We start from the raw sequence: 22,413 nt of genomic DNA on the forward strand, positions 1-22,413 counted from the left end.
GTCCGCCACCACCGACGCCCCCGCGCCCTCATACTCCCCGTCGCCCACGCCCGACGCCGAACCCGCACCCGACGAAACCACAACGTCAGCCCCAAGGCCCACATAACGCTTAACCGTGTCCGGGGACGCGGCAACCCGTGGCTCCGAACCAGAGCTCTCTTTGACAACAGCTATACGCATGATCGAACTCAGGAAGTAAGGATGAGGAGGAAGGCGAGGATGGCGAGCAGGCCGAACAGGAATTTCGGTTTGCCGTCCTCGGAGGCGAGCCCGATGGCGGTCACGGCGACGGAGGCCAGGGTGCCGATGGTGAACAGGCCCCAGTGGCCGTTCGCCCCGCCGAGGGCCAGCGAGAGCATGAAGCAGGCCACGCCCAGCGTGCCGACGAGCGTCATCTTGGTGAAGAGGTGATAGGTACCGGTGTGCTCGGCGTAGTCGTTGCCGTCAGCCGTGGCGTATTCAGGCGCTCCGTGATCGGCCATCTCGACCCCCTCCAAAGGAATAACCAACGCGAGCATCCGCTTTAACGGAAGACGCCCCTTCCGGCAACGTCACCTCGGCCTCGGCTCAGGCCAGACCCGCGCCCGCGAGCGCGGCGCCTTGACGCGCCGTCACCTCCTCGATCGAGAAGTCGGCGATCGCCTGCTCGAACAGCGCGTGGAAGTTGAGCTCGGCCTTCAGATGCAGGAACACCCCGCCGAGCCCGATGGCGGCGCGGTCCATGAAGACGAACTCGCGCGGCACCCGCACCGGCCCCTTCTCCTTCAGCGCGCGGTGCACGGTGAAGGCCTCGCGCCGGCCGTACTCGCCCGGCGCCACGCCGTCGGCGATGGTGCGCACGCGGTCGTCGAGCAGCGGGCCGTAGATGAAGCGCGCCCAGATGTTGAGCACGTCGATCAGCTCGCGCTTGAGGCCGCGGAAACCCCAGGTCTCGTAGGCGTGCACCACCCGCGCCTCGTCGCCCGCCTGCAGGCCGCGATAGAGGTCGACCACGCCGCCGACGAAGCGGGGCGGGAAGATGCGGATGCAGCCATAGTCCAGCAGGTTGATGCCCGACGGCTCCCCCGCCTCCTCAAACACGGTGTAGTTGCCCAGATGCGGGTCGCCATGGATCACGCCGAAGCGGCTGAACGGCACCCACCAGGCGGCGAACATGGCGCGCGCCAGCCGGTTGCGGCTCTCCAGCGGCGCCTCGGTGAAGTCGAGCATGCGCCGCCCCTCGAGCCAGTCGAGGGTGAGCAGGCGCCCGGTGGAAAGGTCCGGATGGGTGCGGGGTACGCGCACCGCGGGCTCGTCCGCGAGCATGTGGGCGTAGAGCGCTGCATGGGCCGCCTCGCGGCGATAGTCCAGCTCCTCGCGCACCCGCTCGCCGATCTCCTGCGCGATCTCGCTGGTGTCGATCGCCGGGTCCATGCGCCGGTGGATGGCGAAGACGAATTCGAGCTGGCGCAGATCCGCCTCCACGGCGGACTGCATGTCGGGATATTGCAGCTTGCAGGCGAGCTCGGTGCCGTCGAGGGCGCGGGCGCGGTGCACCTGGCCGAGCGAGGCGGCGGCCGCCGGCTCCTTGTCGAAGGAGGCGAAGCGCGCCATCCAGTCGGGGCCGAGCTCGGCCATCATGCGCCGCTTGACGAAGGCCCAGCCCATGGGCGGAGCCTGGCTCTGCAGCGTGGCGAGCTCGGCGGCATATTCGGGCGGGAGCGCGTCGGGGATGGTCGCCATGAGTTGGGCGACCTTCATGATCGGCCCCTTCAGCCCGCCGAGCGCGCTCGCCAGCGCCGCCGCATTGCCCCCGCGCCGCCCTTCGAGGCCGAGGAAGCGCGTGCCGGCGATGCGGGCGGCCACCCCGCCCACCTGGGTGCCCACCCGGGCATAGCGGGCCGCGCGGGCGGAAAGGCGATTGGCTTCGCGGTCGGGTCCGTCGGTCACGATGATCTCGCAGCTACGCGCTCTAGATAGGCCGGGCGCGGCGCCGCGCAAGCGGAACGGGCCTCACGCCGCGGGGGCCCGGAAGAACAGCTTCTGCAGCAGCAGGAGGCCGAGCACGGCGATGGGGGTGAGGAAGTCGGTGTAGAGGATCGGCCCGGCATTGCCGGCGGCCATGTTCCCGGTCTGCGCGATCTGCACGATGTGGCCGACGCCGGCGCCGCCCAGGAAGCCGACCATCACCACCCCCACCGCGGCGCGGAACCCGGCCGAGCGCACGAAGGCGCCGATGATGCCGGCGAGGCCGATGCCGAGATTGGCCATGCCGACCTCGAACTGGAACGGGCTGGTCGCCCAGCCGATCGCGGCCGCCGCCTGCTCGGCGAAGAAGACGTGGCCCATGAACGCCCACAGCCCCATCAGCCCGACCGGGAACACGAGGATATAGCGCAGCAGCTGGTCGATCACCCGCCCGATCGTGATCGGGCGCGGGCCTTTCAGCACCATGTAGATGGCGACGAAGAGCGCGGCGCCCCACGCCAGCAGCGGAACCCAGAAGACCATCCCCACCTCCCCTTCGCTGCCGCCAATGTAGTGCGTTTTCGCGCCGAAAGGGACTGCCGCGCGTGCCGGTCCGATGCCGACGAGCTACCCGCCGCGGGCGATGCGCTCCAGCGCGTCCGCGACCGCGTCGCGGTGCTCGGTCAGCGCCTTGTAGGCGAGCTGGTCCGGGTCGAGCGCGAGGATCTGCTCGCGCAGGGAGGCCGCGAGTTCCCTGCCCTGCGGGTGGCGCCGGAAGGCGCTGAACGGGTCGACATGGATGCGCACGGTGAACAGCATGTCACCGCTCGCCGGCATGCGGCGCAGGGTCTGCCGCTCGACCCGCACGAAGGCCTCGGGCGCCGGATCGTCCGGGTCGGCGAACCAGTCGCGCGGGCGTTCCTTGGATTCGGGGTGGTGAAGCGCGTCGTCGGGATAGATCGACCAGTTCACCCGCCACACCGGCTGGTCGACCTTCAGATTCTCGAAGATGCGGTTCATCACCCGCGACAGCTTCGCCTGATAACCCGGCACCGCCTCGTGCAGGCCGTCCAGCGTCTGGCCGAAGCGCTCGGCGAGCGACCAGGCGGAGGGAAAGCACAGCACGGCGGCGGTGAGCCTGTAGCCGGCCTCGCCGCGCGTCAGGATCAGCAGGTCGTCGGGCACGATCCGGCCGGCGATCGCCAGCGGCGCCTCGCCCTCATCGTCCAGATCGAAGCTGCGGCCCGTCGGCACGACGGTGAGGCGCCGGTCCTCGAGCCGGTAGATCGCCGGCCAGCGCGCCGCCACATGGTCGATGATGAGCAAGAGCGCCTCACGCTGCGCGTCCCGGCTCGACGCCTCCTCGCGGAACACCACGGCACACCGCTGGTCCAGCAACGCCTCGCGCTCGGCGAGATGCCGGGCGAGATGCGGGTCCGGCTCGATCCATTCGTCGAGATCAAGCGGCGCGAGGGCGATGGCGAATGCCTGGCGGGAGCCGTCATAGGGCGTGTGGACGAAGGCAGGAGCCTCCGGCGCAGCCGGTTCCGGGCCGGCCTGCTCAGGGTCGCCCTGTTTCGGGGCGGGCGCGTCGGGAACGGCGTCGCCCGCCTCGGCGCGGGTCACTCCTCCAGCGCCTCGAGCTCGGCGATCATGCGCTCGATGAGGTTCAGCCCGGTCTGCCAGAACGCCGGGTCGCGGGCGTCGAGCCCGAACGGCTTCAGCAGCTCGGAATGATGCTTGGTGCCGCCCGCCGCCAGCATGGCGAGATAACGCTCGGCAAAGCCTTCCGCCGCGTTCTCGTAGACCGCGTAGAGCGAGTTCACCAGGCAGTCGCCGAAGGCATAGGCATAGACGTAGAAGGGCGAATGGATGAAGTGGCCGATATAGACCCAGTAGCTCTCATAGCCCGGCCCCAGCAGGATGCCGTCGCCCAGGCTCTCGCCCTGCACTTCCATCCAGATCCGGCAGATATGCTCGGCGGTCAGCTCGCCGGACTTGCGCTCGGTGTGGATGCGACGCTCGAAAGTGTAGAAGGCGATCTGGCGCACCACCGTGTTGATCATGTCCTCGACCTTCGAGGCCAGCATCGCCTTGCGCGCCTTCGGGTCCGGCGCGGCGGCCAGCAGGCGCTGGAAGGTCAGCATCTCGCCGAACACCGAGGCGGTCTCGGCCAGCGTCAGCGGGGTCGGCGCCATCAGCGCCCCGTTCGGCGCCGCCAGCACCTGGTGCACGCCGTGCCCGAGCTCGTGGGCGAGCGTCATCACGTCGCGCGGCTTGCCCATGTAGTTGAGCAGCACATAGGGGTGGGCGGAGGGCACGGTGGGGTGGGCGAAGGCGCCGGTCGCCTTGCCAGGGCGCACGCCGGCGTCGATCCAGCTGCTGTCGAAGAAGGTGCGGGCGATGTCCGCCATGCGCGGGGAGAAGCTGGAATAGGCGCCCAGCACCGTGTCGCGCGCCTCTTCCCAGCCGATCGGCCGGGTCTCGACCTTGGGCAGCGGGGCGTTGCGGTCCCAGAAGTCGAGCCGGTCCTTGCCGAACCACTTGGCCTTCAGCTTGTAGTAGCGGTGCGCGAGGCGCGGATAGGCGTCGTGGACGGAGGACACCAGCGCGTCCACCACCTCGCGCTCGACCCTGTTCGCCAGATGGCGGGAATCGGCGATGTCCTCGAAGCCGCGCCAGCGGTCGGAGATTTCTTTGTCCTTGGCCAGCGTGTTGGTGATGAGGGTGAACAGGCGCAAATTCTGGTTGAACACCTTCGCCAGCGCCTCGGCGGCAAGGCGCCGCTTCTCCTCGTCCGGCTCGGCGAGATAGTTCAGCGTCTGCTCGAGCGGCAGGCTCTGGCCGTCCACCTCGAAGCGCAGGCCGGCGATGGTCTCGTCGAACAGACGGTTCCACGAGCCGCGGCTGGTGACGCCCTTCTCATGGAAGAGCTGCTCGATGCGGTCCTCGAGCTGGTAGGGCTTCTCGGCCCGCACGTCCTCGATCCACGGCCGGTAGCGGGCGAAGGCCGGGCTCGAGAGCGCCGCCTCCATCTTCGCGTCGTCGAGCCGGTTCAGCTCCAGCGTGAAGAACAGCAGATGCGTCGAGGCGTCGGTCAGCTTCTCCTGCACGTCGCCGTAGAACTTGGTGCGCACCGGGTCGGTGGTGTCGCCGGAATAGACGAGCCCGGCATAGGAATAGAGGCGCCCGAGCCGGTCCTCGATCTTCTCGTAGCGCTCGACGATCAGCGCCATCTGCTCGCCGGCATCGGCGCCGTCGAGCACGCCCGCGAGCTTGCCCTTATAGGCCTCCTCGAATTCGGTGCATTCGGCGCCACAGATGTCGAGGTCGGCCTTCAGCTCCGGGGATTCCATGCCCGGATAGAGATCGGTCAGATCCCATTGCGGCAGGTTGCCGAGGCTCATGGCAGCGGCGTCGGGCGAATGGAGGGCGGGGACGGCAAAGCGGAAGGGCATGGTCACTCCGGCGGGAAAAGGCGGCTTGAAGTCACTGATATCGTGCGGGCGGGCGCCCTATCAATCCGCCATACGCATCCGTGTTCCCCCCACGGCTCCCGTTTCCGGCGCCAGCCCGCGCCCTCACGCGGCCAACCGGCGCCGCTTCCCCTGCAATCGCAACCGCTGAAGCCGCACGGAAAACGGGCCGCGCCCGGCCTTCACAGCCACGCGCAGCCCGTCATTCTTGTTGGCTAATCGAACCGGCAGGCGAACCTGCGTCGGTCGAACCTGCGTCAGTCGAACGCCCGCTCCACCCGCTGCACCGGCGAGTTGCGCCCCTGATAGAGCGGGGCCGTGAGCGGCTCGAACAGGCCGTTGTGACGGTTGTCTTGGACCTGCTTGCGACGCACGCGCTCGCGCTCCAGCACGTCGCGCTGCTCATAGCTGCCGATCTTCGGCAGCGGCTTGGTCGAAGTGGACGTCGCGTAGGCCGGCACGGAAACGGTGACCGGCAGCGCGAAGGTCGCGGCAAGAACTGCGATGGAAATCGTCTTCGAGATCATGTCTGCCTCCCGTAGAAGTCACGTTGCCCTGACAACGAATAGATCTCGAATTTGTTTCGTGCCGGCTGCGCGTCATGGGGAATACGGTTCCCCGTGGACAGGTCTCCTGCGGGAGCGGCCGGAAACTTGGTCGGCGATGAACACGCAGGCACCTCCACCACGACGAAGGGCGGATTATCTTCCCTTCTCGTACCGTCGACCTATTTGCGATACTGTCATGGTCTCAGCGGACGAAAGGGGTCCGGCATCTTCAGAATGGGCTCGTGGACGTGCCACGCTCGTGCCGTCTTGCCCGGGATATTGATGTCGATCAAACACCGTCGCTGATCTGTGACGTACGGAAAGGTTTGACGCGCCGGCAGGACTGGAAGTTGAGTGCGCCATGTCGAAGGCTATTCGTGACGCCCTGATCGTCGCCGTTGTCGCCATCTGCGCCTATCTGCTGGCGCTGGCGACCAATTTTTACGACTGGGTGCATGACTTTCTCGTCACGAACGAGAACTGGCAGGCCGACGAGATCTTCATGGCGCTGATCGTCGTCGGCCTGGCGGCGATGGGCTATGCGGTGCTGCGGCTGGTCGACCTCAACGAGGAGATCCACCGCCGCCGCGAAGCCGAGGAGCGAGCCGAATACGCGGCGTTCCACGACCTCGTCACGGACCTGCCCAATCGCCGCTTCGTGGAGATGAAACTGGCGGATGTCGTCGCCCGCAAAGGCCGTTTCACCACCGTCTTCCTGCTCGACATCAACGATTTCAAGCAGGTCAACGACCTTGTCGGCCATCATGGTGGGGACCAGTTCCTCGCCGGTTTCGCGCAGCGCCTGCGCGAGACGGCGCCCGGCGCCCTGATCGCGCGGCAGGGTGGCGACGAGTTCGTCGTCGTCTCCGACGTAGCGTGGGAGAACGTGGGCGATCTCGGAGGCCGCATCGCCACCGTCACCCACAAGCCGCAGAACATCGACGGCATCTGCCTCGAGACGTCGGCCGCCATCGGTTTCGCGTCCTTATCCGCCGCAGGGGATTTCGCCACCGCGATGCTCCAGGCGGAAATGGCGATGCAGGAGGCCAAGCGCAGGAAATCGTCCGTGCCCTGCGCTTATGACCCGCAGATGGCCGAGACGCTGGCCGAGCGGCTGCGCATCGAGACCGAGCTGCGCGACGCCATCGCGAACGATACGCTGATGCCCTATTTCCAGCCGCTGGTCCGGCTCAACAACCGCACGGTCTACGGCTTCGAGACGCTGGCGCGCTGGCAGCGGCAGGATGGCAGCTTCGTGCCGCCGGACGTTTTCATCCGCACCGCCGAGAATGCCGGCCTCATCACCGACCTGTCGGACAAGCTGCTGCGCAAGGCCTGCCTGGCGGCGCGCAACTGGCCCGCCAACCTGATCCTCGCCTTCAACATCTCGCCGCGCCAGCTCAGCGACCAGTTCCTCGGCAACCGGCTGCTGCGGATCCTGAAGGAGGTCGACTTCCCGCCGCAGCGGCTTTCGATCGAGATCACCGAGTCGGCGATCATCCGCGACATCGGCGAGACCGTCCGCATTCTCGACCAGCTGCGCGCCGTCGGCGTGCGCATCGCGCTCGACGATTTCGGCACCGGCTATTCGAGCCTCGCCCAGCTCGCCCAGCTTCCCTTGGACAAGATCAAGATCGACCGTCAGTTCACCGCCAATTTCATGGAGAACGACAAGCAGTCCAAGATCGTCCGTTCCGTGCTCGAGCTCGGCCGCGTGCTGGAGATCTCGATGCTGGCCGAAGGCGTGGAGACCGACGAGCAGTACCAGATGCTGCGCGCGATGGGCTGCTATCTCGGGCAGGGCTACCTGTTCGGGCGCCCCATGCCGGCGGAGGCGGTCCCCGCCTATCTCATCGACAGCCAGCGCAATTCCGAGAACGTCTCGCTGGCGAATTGAGGCATCGGCGCGCGGACTACACCACGCGCCTCGCCCTTCCGGCGGGCGGAGAGGTTCTTCAGTTCGTCGAACCGCAGGAAAGAGGCCGCGCGGCCTCTGTCTCGCCGTAGCGCCGGCCGGCCTCGATCGCGAGCCCGGTACCGACGGAGCCGAACGTGTCGCCCTTGACCACGCGCGCTTGCGGCACGCACGCGCAGATCGCCTCCCGCACATGCGACAGGTGGGTCGATCCTCCGGTGAGGAACAAGGCGTCTATGTCGTCGGGTGCGAGGCCCGCCGCGGCCAGGCACGTGGAAATCTGCCGCGCGATGCGCTCGGCAAGCGCCCCGGTGTGCTCCACGAGATCCTCATGGGCGATGCCGACCGACAGCCCCGCCTCCAGCATGGCGAGATCGAGGCTGGTCCGGCCCGCCTCCGCCACGCGGATCTTCGCGGCTTCGACATCGAGCGCCAGGCCGTGCCCGCGCTCGTCCTCGATCGCCCTTGCCAGGCGGCGGACCATTTCCGGGCGGGCGGCATCGCGTTCGAGCTCACGGATGGTGCGGGCCGTCCGCCCATCATAGAGCCGGTTGATCGCGGACCAGGTGGCGAGGTCCTGATAGATGCCGGCCGGCATCGAAAGGCCCTCGCGCTTCAGGGGGCTGCCATGGCCGAGCAGGGGCATGACCATCGAGAGGGAAAGGCGGCGATCGAAATCCGTCCCGCCGATGCGCACGCCCTCATTCGCCAGGATGTCGGACGCGCGATCCGCCTCGCCCGACCGTGCCCGGCAAATGCGGACAATGGAAAAGTCGGACGTGCCGCCGCCGATATCGGCAATCAGCGCCAGTTCCTCGCCCTCGACCTGCCGCTCATAGTCGAGACTGGCGGCAATGGGCTCGAACTGAAACGAGATGTCCCGGAAGCCGATGTCGCGGGCAATGGCACCGAGCACGTCCTGCGCGCGCGCGTCGCCTGCCGCGTCATCGTCGACGAAATGCACCGGCCGACCGAGCACGACGCGTGTCAGCTCCTCTCCCACGGAGCGTTCGCCCCGCGCCTTCACCTCGGCGAGATAGGCGGCGATCACGCCGCGGAAGCTGAGCCGGACACGGCCGACGGCGGTCGTCTCGTCCACCAGCGAGGTGCCGAGCACCGATTTGAGGGCCCGCATCAGGCGCCCGTGCTCGCCGGCGACATAGGCCGCCATTGCGGCCCGCCCAACCATCGGCGTGCCCGTCCGCGGAAAGAAGATGGCGCTCGGCAGCGTATCCGCTCCGTCCTCCAGCGCCACCAGTCGCGGTCCGCCCCTTCCCATGGCGCCGAGCGTCGTGTTGGAAGTGCCGAAATCGAGGCCACAGGCGGTCATGGGACCTCCTTGCAGGGTGCGGGCTTGGAAGGGGACGGGCTTGCTAGCTCATGGTGCGCTGCAGCACAAGCGGCAGGTTCCGCCATCGGCCGGCGATCCGGGCGGAGCCGTGGGATGTTCCGTTCGCCGGCCCGCGGACCTCGCCGGCTGCCGCCACGAACCGCCACGCGCGTGCATCGGGGGTTAGCGTCACCGGTCCCATGGTTTAATGGTCCCTTAACCGCCGCCTGCCGACGCTCGATGATCCCCTTCGGATCGAAGACGCTATATGGATCGCGATCTGCTCCTCACCGCAATGGACCGTCTGCGCCCGGGTCGCCCCCGGTCTCGGCCCCGTGGTGCGGTTGGAAGCCTGGCGAGTTCGAGGGCGGGCGGGTTGTTCGCAGCCCCATATCGCGCATGGCTGATCGTGGTTGCCACCGCCCTGATGGCGGTCATGAGCGCCGTGCCTGCGCCGGCTTTCGGGGCGCCGGCCGAACTGCCGTATTTCGTGTCCCTCAAGAGCAGCATCACCAATGTCCGTGTCGGACCCGGCTTCTCCTACCCGGTCAAATGGGTGTTCAAGCGCGCCCGATGGCCGGTCGAGGTGGTCTATCGCTATGGGAACTGGCGGCGCATTCGCGATAATACGGGCGCCGTGGGCTGGATCCATGCGGTGATGCTTTCGGATCGCCGCTTTGCCGCCATTCGGGTGCGGGGCGGAAGGCTGGTCGATCTGCGAGAAGCTGCCAGCTCAAAGGCGCAACTGCTTGCCCGGTTGGAAGCAAATGTCCTTGTGCGTCCGACCAGTTGCCGCCAGGGCTGGTGCCATGTCCAGGTCGTAGGGCATGGGCTGGAGGGCTTCGTCCCCGAAATTCGCCTCTGGGGCGTATACCCGGCAGAGATATTCTAGCGTCGGGAAACGTTACCTGCGTGGAAGTTCAGGAAGGAACCACCCGTGAAGTCCGGCAGCTCGACAGTGGTGATCTACGCCGCCCTGGCAGGCAATCTCGCCATCGCCGCCACCAAGTTCGTCGCCTCGTGGTGGACGGGGTCGAGCGCGATGTTCAGCGAGGCGCTTCACTCGCTCGTCGATACGAGCAACCAAGGCCTCCTGCTGTTCGGTCTCCACCGTTCCGCCCGCCCCGCGACGCGCAAGCATCCGTTCGGACACGGCATGGAGATCTACTTCTGGGCGTTCGTGGTCGCGCTCATGATCTTCGCCCTGGGCGGCGCCGTGTCGATCTATGAGGGCGTCATTCGCCTGACCGCGCCCGAGCCGATCCGCGATCCGTGGATAAACTTCGCCGTGCTCGGCATCAGCTTTGCCATAGAAGCGGCCACCCTTCGCGTCGCCTGGCGCGAGTTGCGGCAGAGCCAGCCGGCAAAGCCCATCATGGATGCCTTGCGAGGCAGCAAGGACCCGAGCATTTTCTCGATCTTCTGCGAGGATGCCGCCGCACTGCTCGGCCTCGGCCTCGCCGCCGTCGGGCTCGCCCTGGACTACGCTCTCGACGAGCCGCGTTTCGACGCGGCCGCCTCGATAGCCATCGGGCTGGTTCTCGTGCTTACGGCCGTTTTCCTCGCCCGCGAAACGCTGAGCCTGATGACGGGCGAAAGCGCCTCCTCCGAGGTCCTCGAGGAGGTCAGTTCCGTGCTCGATCGCGATCCCCGGATCCTGAAGGTCGAGGAGATACTGAGCATGCATCTCGGCCCATCGGACATACTGCTCGGCATCTCGATCGATTTCCGGGACGATATGACCAGCGACGACATAGAGGCGGCCGTGTGGGATCTGAGTGCCCGGCTTCGCGAAAGAGAACCTTCCATCCGCAGGATCTTCGTGCGGCCGGTCCGCCGCTCGCCGACGCCCCGCGCTGCAACGACGTCGTAGAGCCTCGGCGCGCTCGCGAAGAGCAGCTTGACCCGCTCCACCGCCCATCCATGACAAGACCACGTCCGCCGATCTCGGGCCTCGGCTGTTGCGTCTCTGATTGCCCACGAATCCGGCATGCGCTCATATCCAAGGCAAAACCTCACCATATAACCGGCTCCGCAGCATCGATTGAGCGTTCGTTACATGAGAATGGACTGATTTCCATCGTATAATGGACCGATTTTCTTTGCATTGAGATTACGCGGGGTGAGATGGCATCATAATGCCGTGTCATATTACGGTCGCTTGACTGCCCAGTTTTCTGACAGTTAACTTCGTCCCAACGACTGATGAGCCTTTCCACCTTCCTTCCGGAGGAAAATATTATGAGCAGAATTGTCGTCGAGCAGGATGGCGTAAAGCGTAGGACAAGCGGCTCGTTTTTCAGAGGCTCCACAACGAATTTCTACCCGAACGATCAGTCGTTGAAGAAGAATTATGCCATCGATCAATATATGACTCACGGCTTTATGCCGAAAAGCGGATTTGTCACCAAGAGCACGCCCATCGTTGCTTTCGGCTCATGCTTCGCAGCCAACATCAGCAATTATCTTCACGATCGCGGCTTCAATATTCTTACGAAGAAGGCCAGCAAGGCCTATGTGACCCAGATGGGCGATGGCATGGTGCACACCTACGCCATTCGCCAGCAGTTCGAATGGGCCTGGCTGAACAAGACGCCGTCGCTCGATCTCTGGCACGGCTACAGCGCTGAGGAATTCGGCTACAGCGAAGCGGCTCGCGCCGATACGAAGGAGCTGTTCGATACAGCCGAGGTCTTCGTCATCACGCTCGGCCTGAGCGAGATCTGGTACGACGAGCCGACGGGCGAAGTGTTCTGGCGCGCCATTCCCAAGGACCGCTACGATCCCGAGCGCCACAAGTTTCGCGTGGCGACGCACGCCGAGACGCTGGCCAACATCAAGGCCATCCACGAGCTTATCCGTTACTTCCGGCCCGAAGCGACGATCATCTTCACGGTGTCGCCGATCCCCCTCACGGCGACGTTCCGCCCGGTCGCGTGTCTGTCCGCCAACGCCGTGTCCAAGGCGACGATCCGCTCGGCCGTCGACGAATTCATGCTCGAGACCGCCCCGGCGGACGATCGGCTGTTCTATTTCCCGAGCTACGATATCGTCATGTACGCCTTCAACAATCAGTGGACCGAGGACAGGCGGCACGTCTATCGGCACATCCTCAACTTCAACATGAAGATATTCGAGCATTATTATTGCGATCCGGCCTTGCCCAAGGCCGATCTGCAGGCCGCGCTGGACAAGGCGCAACGGCTCGACAACCTGATCGGCACGCTCGGCCACGCCGCCGTCGCCATGAAGGAGAAGACCGAGGTCGAGGTGGAGGCCAGCCCCGAAGCCAAGCGTGAGGAGCGCCGCCTTCAGCGCAAGCAGGCGCGCATCCAGGAGCGGGTGGCCCAGAGAATCGCCGCCGTCTCCGCCCGCAGGGCGGCGGCGCGTGCTGAAAAGGCGACCGCCGTCGCGGCCGAATGATCCGAGGCATCTAGCGTGGCCTTCCATCGTCGGGCCCTCTCCCTGATCGGGAGGGGGCTCTCCTTTTATTGGGCGGTGATGATCTGCCAGATCGGCGTGGCCGCGGCCGACTCCCGGCCGATCTGGCAGATATCCGGCTATGGCCAGAGCCTGTCGATCGGCGTGCTGGGCACCCCGGCGGTGACGACCCGGCCGAGCTTCGGCAGCCTCATGTTCGCGCAGGGCATCCGGCCGCCGGTCGACGGCCACGTCGAGCTCGATGCGCTGGTGCCGCTGGCCGAGGCGGACGACCACAGCCGCGGGGAGACCGGCATTGCCGCCGCCGCCGATATGTTCGTGCGGACCTTTTCGCGGTTGAAGGGGGTGGAGCCGGACCAGCTGGACGTCACCCTGCTCGGCTCGAGCGCGGGGCGCGCCGGCGCCCGCCTCGTCGGCCTGCTGCCCGACACGGGCAACTACCGCCGGCTGCTGCAGATGATCCGCGCGGGAAAGACGCTGTCTGCCGCGCAGGGGCGCGCCTATCTCTACCTCGCCACCCTCTGGTCGCATGGAGAGACCGACCAGCTGCGCGGCACCTCGGGCGCCGCCTACGCCTCCAAGCTGGCCTTGCTCACCGAAGCGATTTCAGCGGACGCCCGCCGCATCTCCGGGCAGGAATGGTCGCCGCCCTTGCTCGCCTACCAGCCCGCCAGCCAGCTGGCCTATCTCGCGCGGGGAAAGCCGGAAACGCCGTTCCGCCCGGAAATCGCGCTGGCGATCAGGAGCGCCGCGCATTCAAATCCCGACATCTTCTGCGTTCTTCCGCTCTACATCGGCGATTTTCGCGACGACATTCACGCGACGAACCTCACCTATCAGGAGATCGGCAAATATTACGGTCGCGCCCTGGCGAAGCTGGTTCATGCCCGGATGGGGCACGCGCCCGTGCCGCCTCTTGCGCTGGACCTCGCGAATGCAAGCTGGAGCGCCGACGGCGTTCGCCTGCGTTTCGCGGTGCCGCATGGCCCGCTGGCGTTCGACACGCAATGGGTCGCCGCCGTCCCGAATATGGGTTTCGACCTGTGGACGCCGGACGAGCAGCTCATTCCCGACGCCATTACCGGCGTGACCATCGTGGCGCCCGACGAGGTGCTCATATCCTTTGCGCGGCCCGTGCCGAGCGGCAGCCGGCTGACCTATGCGTTCGGCCGCCCGGGCGACCCCGCGCGGGGCGGCCGCGAATATGGCCCGCGGGGCAATCTGCGCGACAGCGAGGGCGATGGCGACAGCTATACGGACGTGTCTGGAACGACGCGCCGCCTCGACAACTGGGCCCTGATCTTCGAGGTCGCGAAGCCCTGAGGGCGCATCGCAAGCGTGCGCCCGCCCCGTCATGATCGGCCAGGGGATGTGGATGGAAACCGCCGCCGTGCCCGCCATGGCCAAGACGGCGATTTCCACGGCCATCTCCAGCGTCTTGGCGTCATCTCATTCGCAGCGGAACTCGCTGATCTGGCGATCCGCTGCCTGCTTGCGCTTCCAATCCGAGAACTTGTCGCGCTGGTGCAGACAGGTGCCCTGACGCTTCCAGGGTTTACACAGCAGACACCCGGCGCGGCCCGACTTGGGACGCTTGCGCTTGAAGTTCATGTTTGCCTCCGGTCATTCCCGGTGCGCCCCTATGGCGCACGGTCATGATCCGGTAGGCGAGTGCGTGATCTGTCATGTGGGCACGCTATCACGAAAAAGACCGCCGCTCGTAGGGGCGCTCGGCCCTCGCCTTCCGGCGGATCTGTAAAGCGATCTCTGGCGAAATCAGCCGAAGGCAGGCGTCGGGAAAGTGTTGTCGCCGCTTATGTTGCGCCATGACGCCGCGGTGCACATGGCCGAGGATGGCGCTCCGATGGATCGCGCAAATCCTCGGACATTCGAACGTCGCGATCACCCGAAAGGCGTATGCGCGATTCTCGCCGGCTACCTGCACAAGGCGGCGACGTCACTCGAATGCGGCATCGACCGGTTCACGCGAACCGCGGGAAGAATGCTTCCGATGCCGTAAGGCGTTGATAGTGTTGGGATTGGAATGGTGGGCGCGACAGGGATTGAACCTGTGACCCCTACGATGTCAACGTAGTGCTCTCCCGCTGAGCTACGCGCCCATTCCGTTTCCCGCGAGTGCCGTCCTTTCGGCGCCGGCCTCGTCGGGCGGGGCTCCCCTATATCGAGAAGCCCGATGCCGCGCAAGTGACCCCGGAAGGTCGCGTGCGGCTGCCCCCAGCCTTTGTCCCCGCCTCGGGCCTCAGGCCGCCAGCATCTTGCCGACCTCGTTGACGAGATCGCGCAGGTGGAAGGGCTTGGAAAGCACCTTGGCGTCCTTCGGGGCCTGGCTGTCGGCGTTCAGCGCCACGGCGGCGAAGCCGGTGATGAACATCACCTTGATGTCCGGGTCGAGCTCGGTGGCGCGGCGCGCCAGCTCGATGCCATCCATCTCCGGCATGACGATGTCGGTAAGCAGCAGCTCGAACGGCTCCTCGCGGAGCCGGTCATAGGCCGAGCGGCCATTGTCGAACGAGACGACTTCATAGCCCGCCTTCTGCAGCGCGCTCACGAGGAAACGCCGCATGTCGTTGTCGTCTTCGGCGAGCAGGATCTTCAGCATCCCTTGCACCTTGGTCTGATTCGGCTATCCGCGGGGCTGGGCCACCGCCTTTCCCCCTTCGGTACTCCCGGTGCTCTTAGCACATCGTGAATCGGGGCGGGATCATGGCATTCTTAACCGCGCCGCTTCAACTCGCCCGCCTCTCGGCGACGTGTTCACCTCGCCTGCCCGGCCGTGCATTGAGGCGTTCCGTGACCGGAGCGGCCATGCTAGACAGGCGGGATCGACGGCGGGATGAGCGTGGCGCGTGCCCACGTGCCGGATCAAGAGTGGGTTCGTGCTGGTCTGACAGAATGATGGCCGTCATCGCAGATATGGTCGATCCGACCTTCGAGATCGTGGAGCCGGCAAGGCTCACTGCCCCGTTTCTGTTCAATTCGCCCCATAGCGGCGTGATCTACCCCCGCGCCTTCGTCGAGCAGTCGCGCCTGCCGCTGCAGACGCTGCGGCGCTCGGAGGACACGCTGGTCGACGCACTGTTCCGCGATGTCACCCAGTCCGGCATGGCGTTCATGCGCGCACATTTCCCACGCTGCTATCTCGACCTCAACCGCGAGCCCTATGAGCTCGACCCGCGCATGTTCGAGGGCCGCCTGCCCGCCTTCGCCAATACGCGCTCGATGCGCGTCTCCGGCGGCCTCGGCACCATCGCGCGCATCGTCGGCGAGGCGCAGGAGATCTATGCCCGGCGCATTCCGATCGACGACGCGATCGTGCGCATCGAGACGCTCTACAAGCCCTATCACCGGGCACTGCGCCAGCGCATGGTGCAGATGCAGCGCGCATTCGGCGTCGCCGTGCTGGTCGACTGCCACTCCATGCCCTCCGGCTGCCATCGGGACGAGCGCTCGCGCGTCGACATGGTCATCGGCGACCGCTACGGCACGAGCTGCGCGCCGGTGCTGCCCGACATCATGGAGACCGAGCTGCGCCGGCGCGGCTATTCGGTGGTGCGCAACAAGCCCTATGCCGGCGGTTTCATCACCGAGCATTACGGCAACCCCGCCTCGGGCATGCACGCGCTCCAGATCGAGATCAACCGCGCGCTCTATATGGACGAGCCCACTTACCAGGCGTCCGAACGCTTCGACGCGCTGCGCCAGGACCTTCTGGATGTGGCGCAGGCGCTTTCGCGCATCGCGCAGATCGAGCTCGCGCCGGCCCGCCATGCCGCCGAATAGCGTTGTTGCACAACGCTTTGCCGGCATCATTTCAAAAATCTTATTGCCTGATGCAAAATGAGGCATAACAGCCTTGCATTTTGAGCATGAGGGCTATACGAATTCTGCACGCTCGGATCGGGCGGACGCTTCCCCACCTCTCTGGAGGTCATAACCGCGAAGACGCGGAGCGGGCGAGCGCCTCTGATCCTGAGTCGCCCTTCTTGGGTGTCGGGACCACGAAACGGGAACCGGGAAAAGGCGGACATGAACCGCCCGCGGTGATCCTGAGGTCCGGCACAAAAGAAAGAGGCCGCTCGCGCAAAAGCGGGAGCGGCCCAAGTCTAGGGAGGAAACGCCCAAGGAGGGCTGTACGAAGCGACGCCAATCGCTGCGTACGAACATGAAGATGTATGTGCATTGCGGAATAATCAAGGCACGCGCGTCATTTTCTGGCATACCAAATACACCTAGCCACGCAGTGTGACTTTAATGTCGCGTTTCTGACCGCGAAAAGGCTGCCGTCCCTCGTCCTGGAGGATGGCAGGCACCGGGGCGCCATGGGGTCGAGGACATGGCGCCAGGTGCATTCCCCTTATCCGCCCCCTTCCCTTCATCGATTCGTATCTGCGCCGCGGCTTGTGGCCCGAACCGCTTGCTTTTCAGCCGTTTGCGCGGGATCTCGCGAGAGCGGACGCCACTGCGCCCGGGTTCTGCCGAGCGCAATGGCCCTGAGATGAGGCGTGCTTTGGCGGATCGGCGATCGAAGCCGCCACCGTCTGCCGATGGTGGGCGGTGGTCGAGCCGCTCGCCCCTTGAGCGAAGCGTCTCCCATCGCGCGAAGGTCACCCATTCCCCTCGCGCATGCCTCATCGAGCGAATGTACCACCCTAAACGAGCTGGGAGCGCCGACTCGCCACGGATCGGCCGGGACGCGCCAGGTGAGACTGCGCGAACAGACGGTATCAGGCCACGTTTCTGGAGATTGCTCGACGCGTCGTCCGCGGCGACGCCTCCCCGCCGCACGGACGCCATGGCCCGAAAAGAAAGAGGCCGCTCGCGCAAAGCGGGAGCGGCCCAAGTCTAGGGAGGAAACGCCCAAGGAGGGCATACGGAAGCGAGACGCCAATCAAGCTTCCGCAGTGCGATATGTATAGCTGTGCAACGCACAAAAGGCAAGCTGAGAAACGAAAGAAGCGAAACCAGACGGCGGAACGAGAGGCGCGAATAAATCAATTCGCGCCCGGTGTGCGCATCCGGGCCCGAGTACGGCAGAAATGGTTGGGCCTTAACCTGACCTTGGGGCATTTAACCGGCATGCCCGCACCGTCCCGTTTCGCGACCCGAATGGCCGCGCAGCGAAAAACCCTGATTTTTCAGTTGGGTGCCTAAAAAGAAAGGGGCCGCTCACGTTGCCGGAGCGGCCCAAGTCTAGGGAGGAAACGCCCAAGGAGGGCAGCGGGAGGGCAACGCCAATCGCCCTGCCGCGCTGCAATAATATGGCAGCTTCACTTCCCGATAGCAATGGGAGTCAGTGCCTAATCCTTGGTCTTGCTGGAATAGCAGCCATGCGCGCCACGCGGGACGCGACGCAAGGAGAGATGGGTGGCCGATACGGCGAAATTGAGGAGCGCCCCTCATTATGCGCCCTTCGCTAGGTCCCGCGCCGCCTTCCCCTCCCCTTATCTCCACGCCGTCGTTGCCGAGCCCGGCGCCGCCCGATATGGCTTGGCCGGTCCGCTCGGCGTTGCCGGGACGGGGCCGCGATGTGGGATCGACCGGAGCGTTGACATGAGTGCGGTGGACTTCGAGAGCTTCGTGCACGAGCTGGCCAATGTCTCGGGGCAGGCCATCCTGCCGTTCTTCCGCACCGCGCTCGGGGTGGAGGACAAGAGCCGTGGCACGGCTTTCGATCCTGTCACCGCCGCCGACCGCGCCGCCGAGCAGGCGATGCGCACGCTGATCCGCCGCACTTTTCCCTCGCACGGCGTGCGCGGCGAAGAATTCCCGGACGACAGCCCGGACGCCGACTTCGTCTGGATCCTCGACCCGATCGACGGCACCAAGTCCTTTATCGCCGGCCTGCCGGCCTGGGGCACGCTGATCGGCCTGTGCCGCGAGGGCCGGCCCTGCTACGGCATGATGCACCAGCCCTTCATCCGCGAACGCTTCTACGGCGACGGCGCGAGCGCGCGCTATCGCGGGCCGGCGGGCGAGCGGCGTCTCGCCGTGCGTGCCTGCGCGGGGCTCGAGGAAGCGATCATGCTCACCACCAGCCCGCTGCTGATGAACGAGGCCGACCGCGCCCGCTATGTCGAGGTGGAGCGCCGCGTGCGCCTGCCGCGCTATGGCGGCGACTGCTACGCTTATTGCATGGTCGCCGCCGGCCATGTCGACCTCGTGGTCGAGACCAACCTCAAGCCTTACGACATCCTGCCGCTGGTGCCGATCATCGAGGGCGCGGGCGGTGTCGTCACGAGCTGGGAAGGCGAGAGCGACCTCTCCTCGGGCCGCGTCGTCGTCGCCGGCGACAGGCGCGTGCACGAGGCCGCGCTGGCGGTGCTGCAGAACGCCTGAACGAGACGCCTGAACAGGTGGCCCGGATCAGCCGCCCGGATCAGCCACCACTGCCGGGAATGAAGGCGTCGAAGGCGGCGAAGAGCGGCTCGCGATAGACGTCGCGCTCCTGCAGCAGTTCGTGCCGGGCGCCGGGAATCACCAGATGAGCGCCCGCGATCAGCCGCGTGCCCAGATGCTCGATGGCCGGCGTCGAGACGATGCTGTCCGCCCCCGCCGCCACCATCAGCAGCGGCTGGCGGATCTTCCGCGCGGTCGCCGGGTCGGTCAGCGTGTCCATGAGCTGGAACGCCGCCCGCACCCAGCCGATGGTCGGCGGGCCGACATCGAGGCCGGGCTGTTCCATGGTGATGGTGAGGTTGCGGGCGAAGCGCATCGGGTCCGAGGTGAGGCGGTTGCCCTCGAAATGCACCTCGTCGAGCCGCACCTTGCGCCCGCGCGGCACGTAGAAGCTCGACATGCCCACGCCCGCGCAGAGCCGCGCCATGCGCCGCGCCGCCACGTCGTGCTTCAGCAGCGACAGGTCGAGCATCGGCGCGACCAGCATCATCCGGTCGAACCAGCGCCGCCCGTGCCGGGCCGCATCGAGCAGGATGGCCGAGCCCATGGAATGGGCGAGCGCGAAATAGGGCGGCGGGCAGTCGGGCAGCACGATCTGGCGCATGAAGGCCTGCAGATCGTTCTGGTACTCGTCGAACGAGCCGACATGGCCCTTCATCGGGTTGCGCAGCAGGCGCTGCGAGCCGCCCTGCCCGCGCCAGTCCATCGCCGCGACGGCGAAGCCGCGCCGCGTCAGGTCGCGCACCGTCTCGAAATACTTCTCGATCTTCTCGGTGCGCCCGGGAAACAGGCACACCGTGCCGTGCTTCACGCTCGCCGGCCGCCAGCGCGCGAAGCGGAGCTGCACGCCGTCCTGCGTTGTCACGCCGCCGCACACCGCACCCTCGGGCACGGGATTGTCCATGGTGGCATAGAGGAACATGGCGGGTTGCGGGCTTCTCGTTACAAGCGGAGACGGTGGAGGCGGCTTATACCGCAGTGCGCGGGCGCCACAAGGCGCCGCCGGCCCGGCAGGCCGCCCGGCGGCTCAATAGCGCTTGTCGCCGTAGCCGATCACCTTCATGCCGCTGATGGCGCCGGAGGTGCTGTCGACCACCACCTGAACGCGCTCGCCGCGCGGGCCGTTGGCCTCGAGCAGGATGGTCGGGCCGCGCCGCCGGATCACCGAGACATTGGTGAAGCCGCGCGCCCGCAGCATGCGCGCCGCCCCCTCGCCATCGACGCCGGGCCCGCTGCCGCGCGCGGGCGGGGCGTCATAGGGCGCGAAGGGGCCGGGAGGCGGGCTCATCCGCTGGGCGAACGCGGTCCCGCTTCCGGCGACCACGAGGAGGCACAGCGCGGCGCCGGCCATGGCCCCGAAACCGAGCCACACCCTGCGCCAATATCCCAATAAGGACGCAATACGATGCGTCGACACCTCCACGACCTCCCCTCCCCCGCCTGGGGGAGCCAGCTACCGCCTTTTCCCGCAGCCTTTTCCTAGCCCCACGGCACTGAACGCGCGCCGAGCCGGGCGTTCATCGCCCGTTCATCTTCCGCCGTCCGTCGCCGCATGCGCGCCTCTTGCGCGGCGCCGGGCGCTTCCTATCTCCCATTCGTACCGGCCAGAAGGCGGTACGCAAACCGGGTCCGGCTCAGTTGAGAGGACCTCCAGACTGCATGTCGCTTGAAGTGAGGATATGCCATGCGTACGTTTGATTTTACCCCCCTCCACCGTTCGACCGTCGGCTTCGACCGTCTTTTTTCGATGCTCGACCAGGTCGGCAATGTCGAAAGCGGCACCACCTATCCGCCCTACAATATCGAGCGGACCGGTGAAAATGCCTATCGCATCACCGTAGCGGTGGCGGGTTTCACCGATCAGGACCTCGACATCGAGGTCAAGGAGAGCACCCTCTCCATCCGCGGCGACCGCAAGGTCGACGGCGCCGGCAAGTCCGGCGAGGTGCTCTATCAGGGCATCGCCGCGCGTGCCTTCGAGCGCCGCTTCCAGCTCGCCGACCATGTCGAGGTTCGTGGGGCCACGCTGCAGAACGGCCTGCTGCATGTCGATCTCGTGCGCGAGATCCCGGAGGCGATGAAGCCCCGCAGCATTCCGATCGCGGTCAGCGGCGGCGCCACCCGCGTCCTCGAGGCCAAGCCGAGCGAGGGCAAGGTCGCGGCGTGACGATTGCCGCGGCCTGACGGCACCCGTACGGAACGAAAACGAGGCGCCCCGGGAAACCGGGGCGCTTTTTGTTTGGGCGCGGGGGTGCGGTCACATTCGACCGCGCGGCCCTTGCCGGCGGCTACGGCGCGGCGGCCGGGGCCGGCTCCACCGTGTCGCGGGCGATGACCGAAGCGGTGCCGGCCGCCGTGTTGGCGCCCGCAGCGCTGGTGCCGGTGCCGCTGCCGGTCTTCGGCGCGGTCGCCGAAGCGGCCGGGGCGACCGGTGTCGGCTCGGTGCCGGGCGGAACAGCGATGCCGGGAATGACCCGCACCGCGGTCTGAGAAGATGCCGGCGCCGCAGGCTTGGCATCCAGGGGCTTGGCATCGGCGGGACGCGGCGAATCAGCCTTCCCGGGCGCCTTGGCGGCATCGTCGGCCGGCGCGGCTTCCGCCGGCTGGGCATCCCCCGGTTTGGCGGCGGCTGAGCCCTCATCCTTCGCGTCCGCCGGCGCAGCCACGACGGGAGCCGCCTCGACCGGCGCGGCACCCGCGGGCGCGGTGCCGGCCGGACCCGTCGCCGGCGGCGTCAGCGCGGCGAATTCCGGCGGCTTCTCCGGCGGCACGGGGCCGACCGGCGGCAGGACCGGGCGCCCCACCGGGGGCGTCGCCGCCACCGCCGGACCGCCGCTCGACCGGCCGACCGGCCGGCCGATGGGCCGCACCTGGATGATGCCTGCCGTGAACGCGTTGATGGTCAGGCGCACCCGCGAGCCGCCGGGATCGGTGGCGTCGACCACATAGGTGTTGCCGTCCACGCGAACCCGCCCGACGGCGCGCATGCCCATCGAGCGCAGCATCGGCTCGACATCGGCCGGCGGCATCGTCTCCGGGTTGTCATAGGCGGGCGGCGGACCGTAGGCCGGGGGCGGGCCATAGTAATAGCCCGGCGGGGGACCGTAGATCGGCCCGGACCACACGCGCGCATAGGGACGGAAATAGACCTGCGCCTCGGCCGGCGTCGCCACAGCGGCCACGGCCGCGCCGGCGATAAGCGGCGCGACGAGGACGGGAATGACGGATCGCGAGGCGGACCGCTTCGCCATGGAAGCCTCCGGAAATAGCTTAAGAGCGGGCGTATTGGAACGCGCGAATGCGGCACGCTCACGACCATGCGTCACCTCGCGCGCGCCC

The 22,413-nt window shown here is 66.8% G+C and carries 20 protein-coding genes, 1 tRNA gene and 1 pseudogene; 8 read left to right on the forward strand and 14 right to left on the reverse strand.

The window, feature by feature from the left end; genetic code table 11:
• The 7 genes and pseudogenes from NVS89_RS19660 to NVS89_RS19690 form a co-directional block, all read right to left on the reverse strand.
• A pseudogene (locus tag NVS89_RS19660) lies at positions 1–180 on the reverse strand (NAD(P)(+) transhydrogenase (Re/Si-specific) subunit alpha); the annotation flags it as partial.
• Between the two features lie 8 nt (positions 181–188).
• Positions 189–482: an aa3-type cytochrome c oxidase subunit IV gene (locus tag NVS89_RS19665; protein ID WP_258734467.1), complete on the reverse strand. Its 294-nt coding sequence runs from the start codon at positions 480–482 to the stop codon at positions 189–191.
• Between the two features lie 85 nt (positions 483–567).
• The gene (locus NVS89_RS19670) at positions 568–1,929 is read right to left on the reverse strand and encodes an ABC1 kinase family protein (RefSeq protein ID WP_374114605.1); all 1,362 of its coding nucleotides are present in this window, start codon (positions 1,927–1,929) and stop codon (positions 568–570) included.
• A gap of 63 nt (positions 1,930–1,992) precedes the next feature.
• Positions 1,993–2,490: a DUF6790 family protein gene (locus NVS89_RS19675; protein ID WP_258734468.1), complete on the reverse strand. Its 498-nt coding sequence runs from the start codon at positions 2,488–2,490 to the stop codon at positions 1,993–1,995.
• 84 nt (positions 2,491–2,574) lie between these two features.
• Entirely contained in the window at positions 2,575–3,573 is a 999-nt protein-coding gene (locus NVS89_RS19680) for a heme-dependent oxidative N-demethylase family protein (RefSeq protein ID WP_258734469.1), read from the reverse strand.
• Entirely contained in the window at positions 3,570–5,405 is a 1,836-nt protein-coding gene (locus tag NVS89_RS19685) for a M3 family oligoendopeptidase (protein ID WP_258734470.1), read from the reverse strand. Before NVS89_RS19685 ends, NVS89_RS19680 begins: the two co-directional genes overlap by 4 nt.
• Positions 5,406–5,680: 275 nt before the next feature.
• Entirely contained in the window at positions 5,681–5,950 is a 270-nt protein-coding gene (locus tag NVS89_RS19690) for a hypothetical protein (RefSeq protein WP_258734471.1), read from the reverse strand.
• Between the two features lie 382 nt (positions 5,951–6,332).
• On the opposite strand from NVS89_RS19690, the gene NVS89_RS19695 reads away from it, so the two are divergent.
• Entirely contained in the window at positions 6,333–7,868 is a 1,536-nt protein-coding gene (locus NVS89_RS19695) for a putative bifunctional diguanylate cyclase/phosphodiesterase (protein ID WP_258734472.1), read from the forward strand.
• A gap of 58 nt (positions 7,869–7,926) precedes the next feature.
• Here the strand turns inward: NVS89_RS19695 and NVS89_RS19700 are convergent, their stop codons facing one another.
• Positions 7,927–9,216, reverse strand: a complete 1,290-nt coding sequence (locus NVS89_RS19700; RefSeq protein WP_258734473.1) for an Hsp70 family protein — start codon at positions 9,214–9,216, stop codon at positions 7,927–7,929.
• A gap of 376 nt (positions 9,217–9,592) precedes the next feature.
• Here NVS89_RS19700 and NVS89_RS19705 point away from each other — a divergent pair, with 376 nt between their 5' ends.
• From NVS89_RS19705 to NVS89_RS19720, 4 genes are all read left to right on the forward strand, one after another.
• The gene (locus NVS89_RS19705) at positions 9,593–10,108 is read left to right on the forward strand and encodes an SH3 domain-containing protein (RefSeq protein ID WP_258734474.1); all 516 of its coding nucleotides are present in this window, start codon (positions 9,593–9,595) and stop codon (positions 10,106–10,108) included.
• 45 nt (positions 10,109–10,153) lie between these two features.
• Positions 10,154–11,089 (forward strand): cation diffusion facilitator family transporter, encoded by a 936-nt coding sequence (locus tag NVS89_RS19710; protein ID WP_258734475.1) that lies wholly within the window; start codon positions 10,154–10,156, stop codon positions 11,087–11,089.
• A gap of 368 nt (positions 11,090–11,457) precedes the next feature.
• Entirely contained in the window at positions 11,458–12,639 is a 1,182-nt protein-coding gene (locus NVS89_RS19715) for a GSCFA domain-containing protein (protein ID WP_258734476.1), read from the forward strand.
• 210 nt (positions 12,640–12,849) lie between these two features.
• The gene (locus NVS89_RS19720) at positions 12,850–13,980 is read left to right on the forward strand and encodes a hypothetical protein (protein WP_258734477.1); all 1,131 of its coding nucleotides are present in this window, start codon (positions 12,850–12,852) and stop codon (positions 13,978–13,980) included.
• 126 nt (positions 13,981–14,106) lie between these two features.
• On the opposite strand, the gene NVS89_RS19725 is transcribed toward NVS89_RS19720, so the two are convergent.
• From NVS89_RS19725 to cpdR, 3 genes are all read right to left on the reverse strand, one after another.
• Complete coding sequence (locus NVS89_RS19725; protein WP_258734478.1) at positions 14,107–14,268, reverse strand: hypothetical protein; 162 nt, start codon at positions 14,266–14,268, stop codon at positions 14,107–14,109.
• Positions 14,269–14,702: 434 nt separating this feature from the next.
• Positions 14,703–14,777 (reverse strand) — tRNA-Val (locus NVS89_RS19730).
• Positions 14,778–14,917: 140 nt separating this feature from the next.
• A complete protein-coding gene (gene cpdR / locus NVS89_RS19735) occupies positions 14,918–15,277 on the reverse strand; it encodes a cell cycle two-component system response regulator CpdR (protein WP_258734479.1) in 360 nt (119 codons plus the stop codon).
• 293 nt (positions 15,278–15,570) lie between these two features.
• Between cpdR and NVS89_RS19740 the strand changes: the two genes are divergently transcribed.
• On the forward strand, positions 15,571–16,458 hold the full coding sequence (locus NVS89_RS19740) for an N-formylglutamate amidohydrolase (protein ID WP_258734480.1): 888 nt from the start codon (positions 15,571–15,573) through the stop codon (positions 16,456–16,458).
• A 1,770-nt stretch (positions 16,459–18,228) separates the two neighbouring features.
• Complete coding sequence (hisN, locus tag NVS89_RS19745) at positions 18,229–19,014, forward strand: histidinol-phosphatase (protein WP_258734481.1); 786 nt, start codon at positions 18,229–18,231, stop codon at positions 19,012–19,014.
• A gap of 40 nt (positions 19,015–19,054) precedes the next feature.
• Here hisN and NVS89_RS19750 read toward each other — a convergent pair whose 3' ends face one another.
• Positions 19,055–19,996: an alpha/beta fold hydrolase gene (locus NVS89_RS19750; RefSeq protein ID WP_258734482.1), complete on the reverse strand. Its 942-nt coding sequence runs from the start codon at positions 19,994–19,996 to the stop codon at positions 19,055–19,057.
• Between the two features lie 105 nt (positions 19,997–20,101).
• Entirely contained in the window at positions 20,102–20,446 is a 345-nt protein-coding gene (locus tag NVS89_RS19755) for a hypothetical protein (RefSeq protein WP_258734483.1), read from the reverse strand.
• Positions 20,447–20,758: 312 nt separating this feature from the next.
• Here NVS89_RS19755 and NVS89_RS19760 point away from each other — a divergent pair, with 312 nt between their 5' ends.
• The gene (locus tag NVS89_RS19760) at positions 20,759–21,241 is read left to right on the forward strand and encodes an Hsp20 family protein (RefSeq protein WP_258734484.1); all 483 of its coding nucleotides are present in this window, start codon (positions 20,759–20,761) and stop codon (positions 21,239–21,241) included.
• Positions 21,242–21,362: 121 nt separating this feature from the next.
• On the opposite strand, the gene NVS89_RS19765 is transcribed toward NVS89_RS19760, so the two are convergent.
• Positions 21,363–22,325 (reverse strand): hypothetical protein, encoded by a 963-nt coding sequence (locus tag NVS89_RS19765; protein ID WP_258734485.1) that lies wholly within the window; start codon positions 22,323–22,325, stop codon positions 21,363–21,365.
• Positions 22,326–22,413: the final 88 nt, after the last annotated feature.

Origin of the sequence: Ancylobacter mangrovi, from assembly GCF_024752355.1 — a bacterium.
Lineage (GTDB): Bacteria > Pseudomonadota > Alphaproteobacteria > Rhizobiales > Xanthobacteraceae > Ancylobacter > Ancylobacter mangrovi.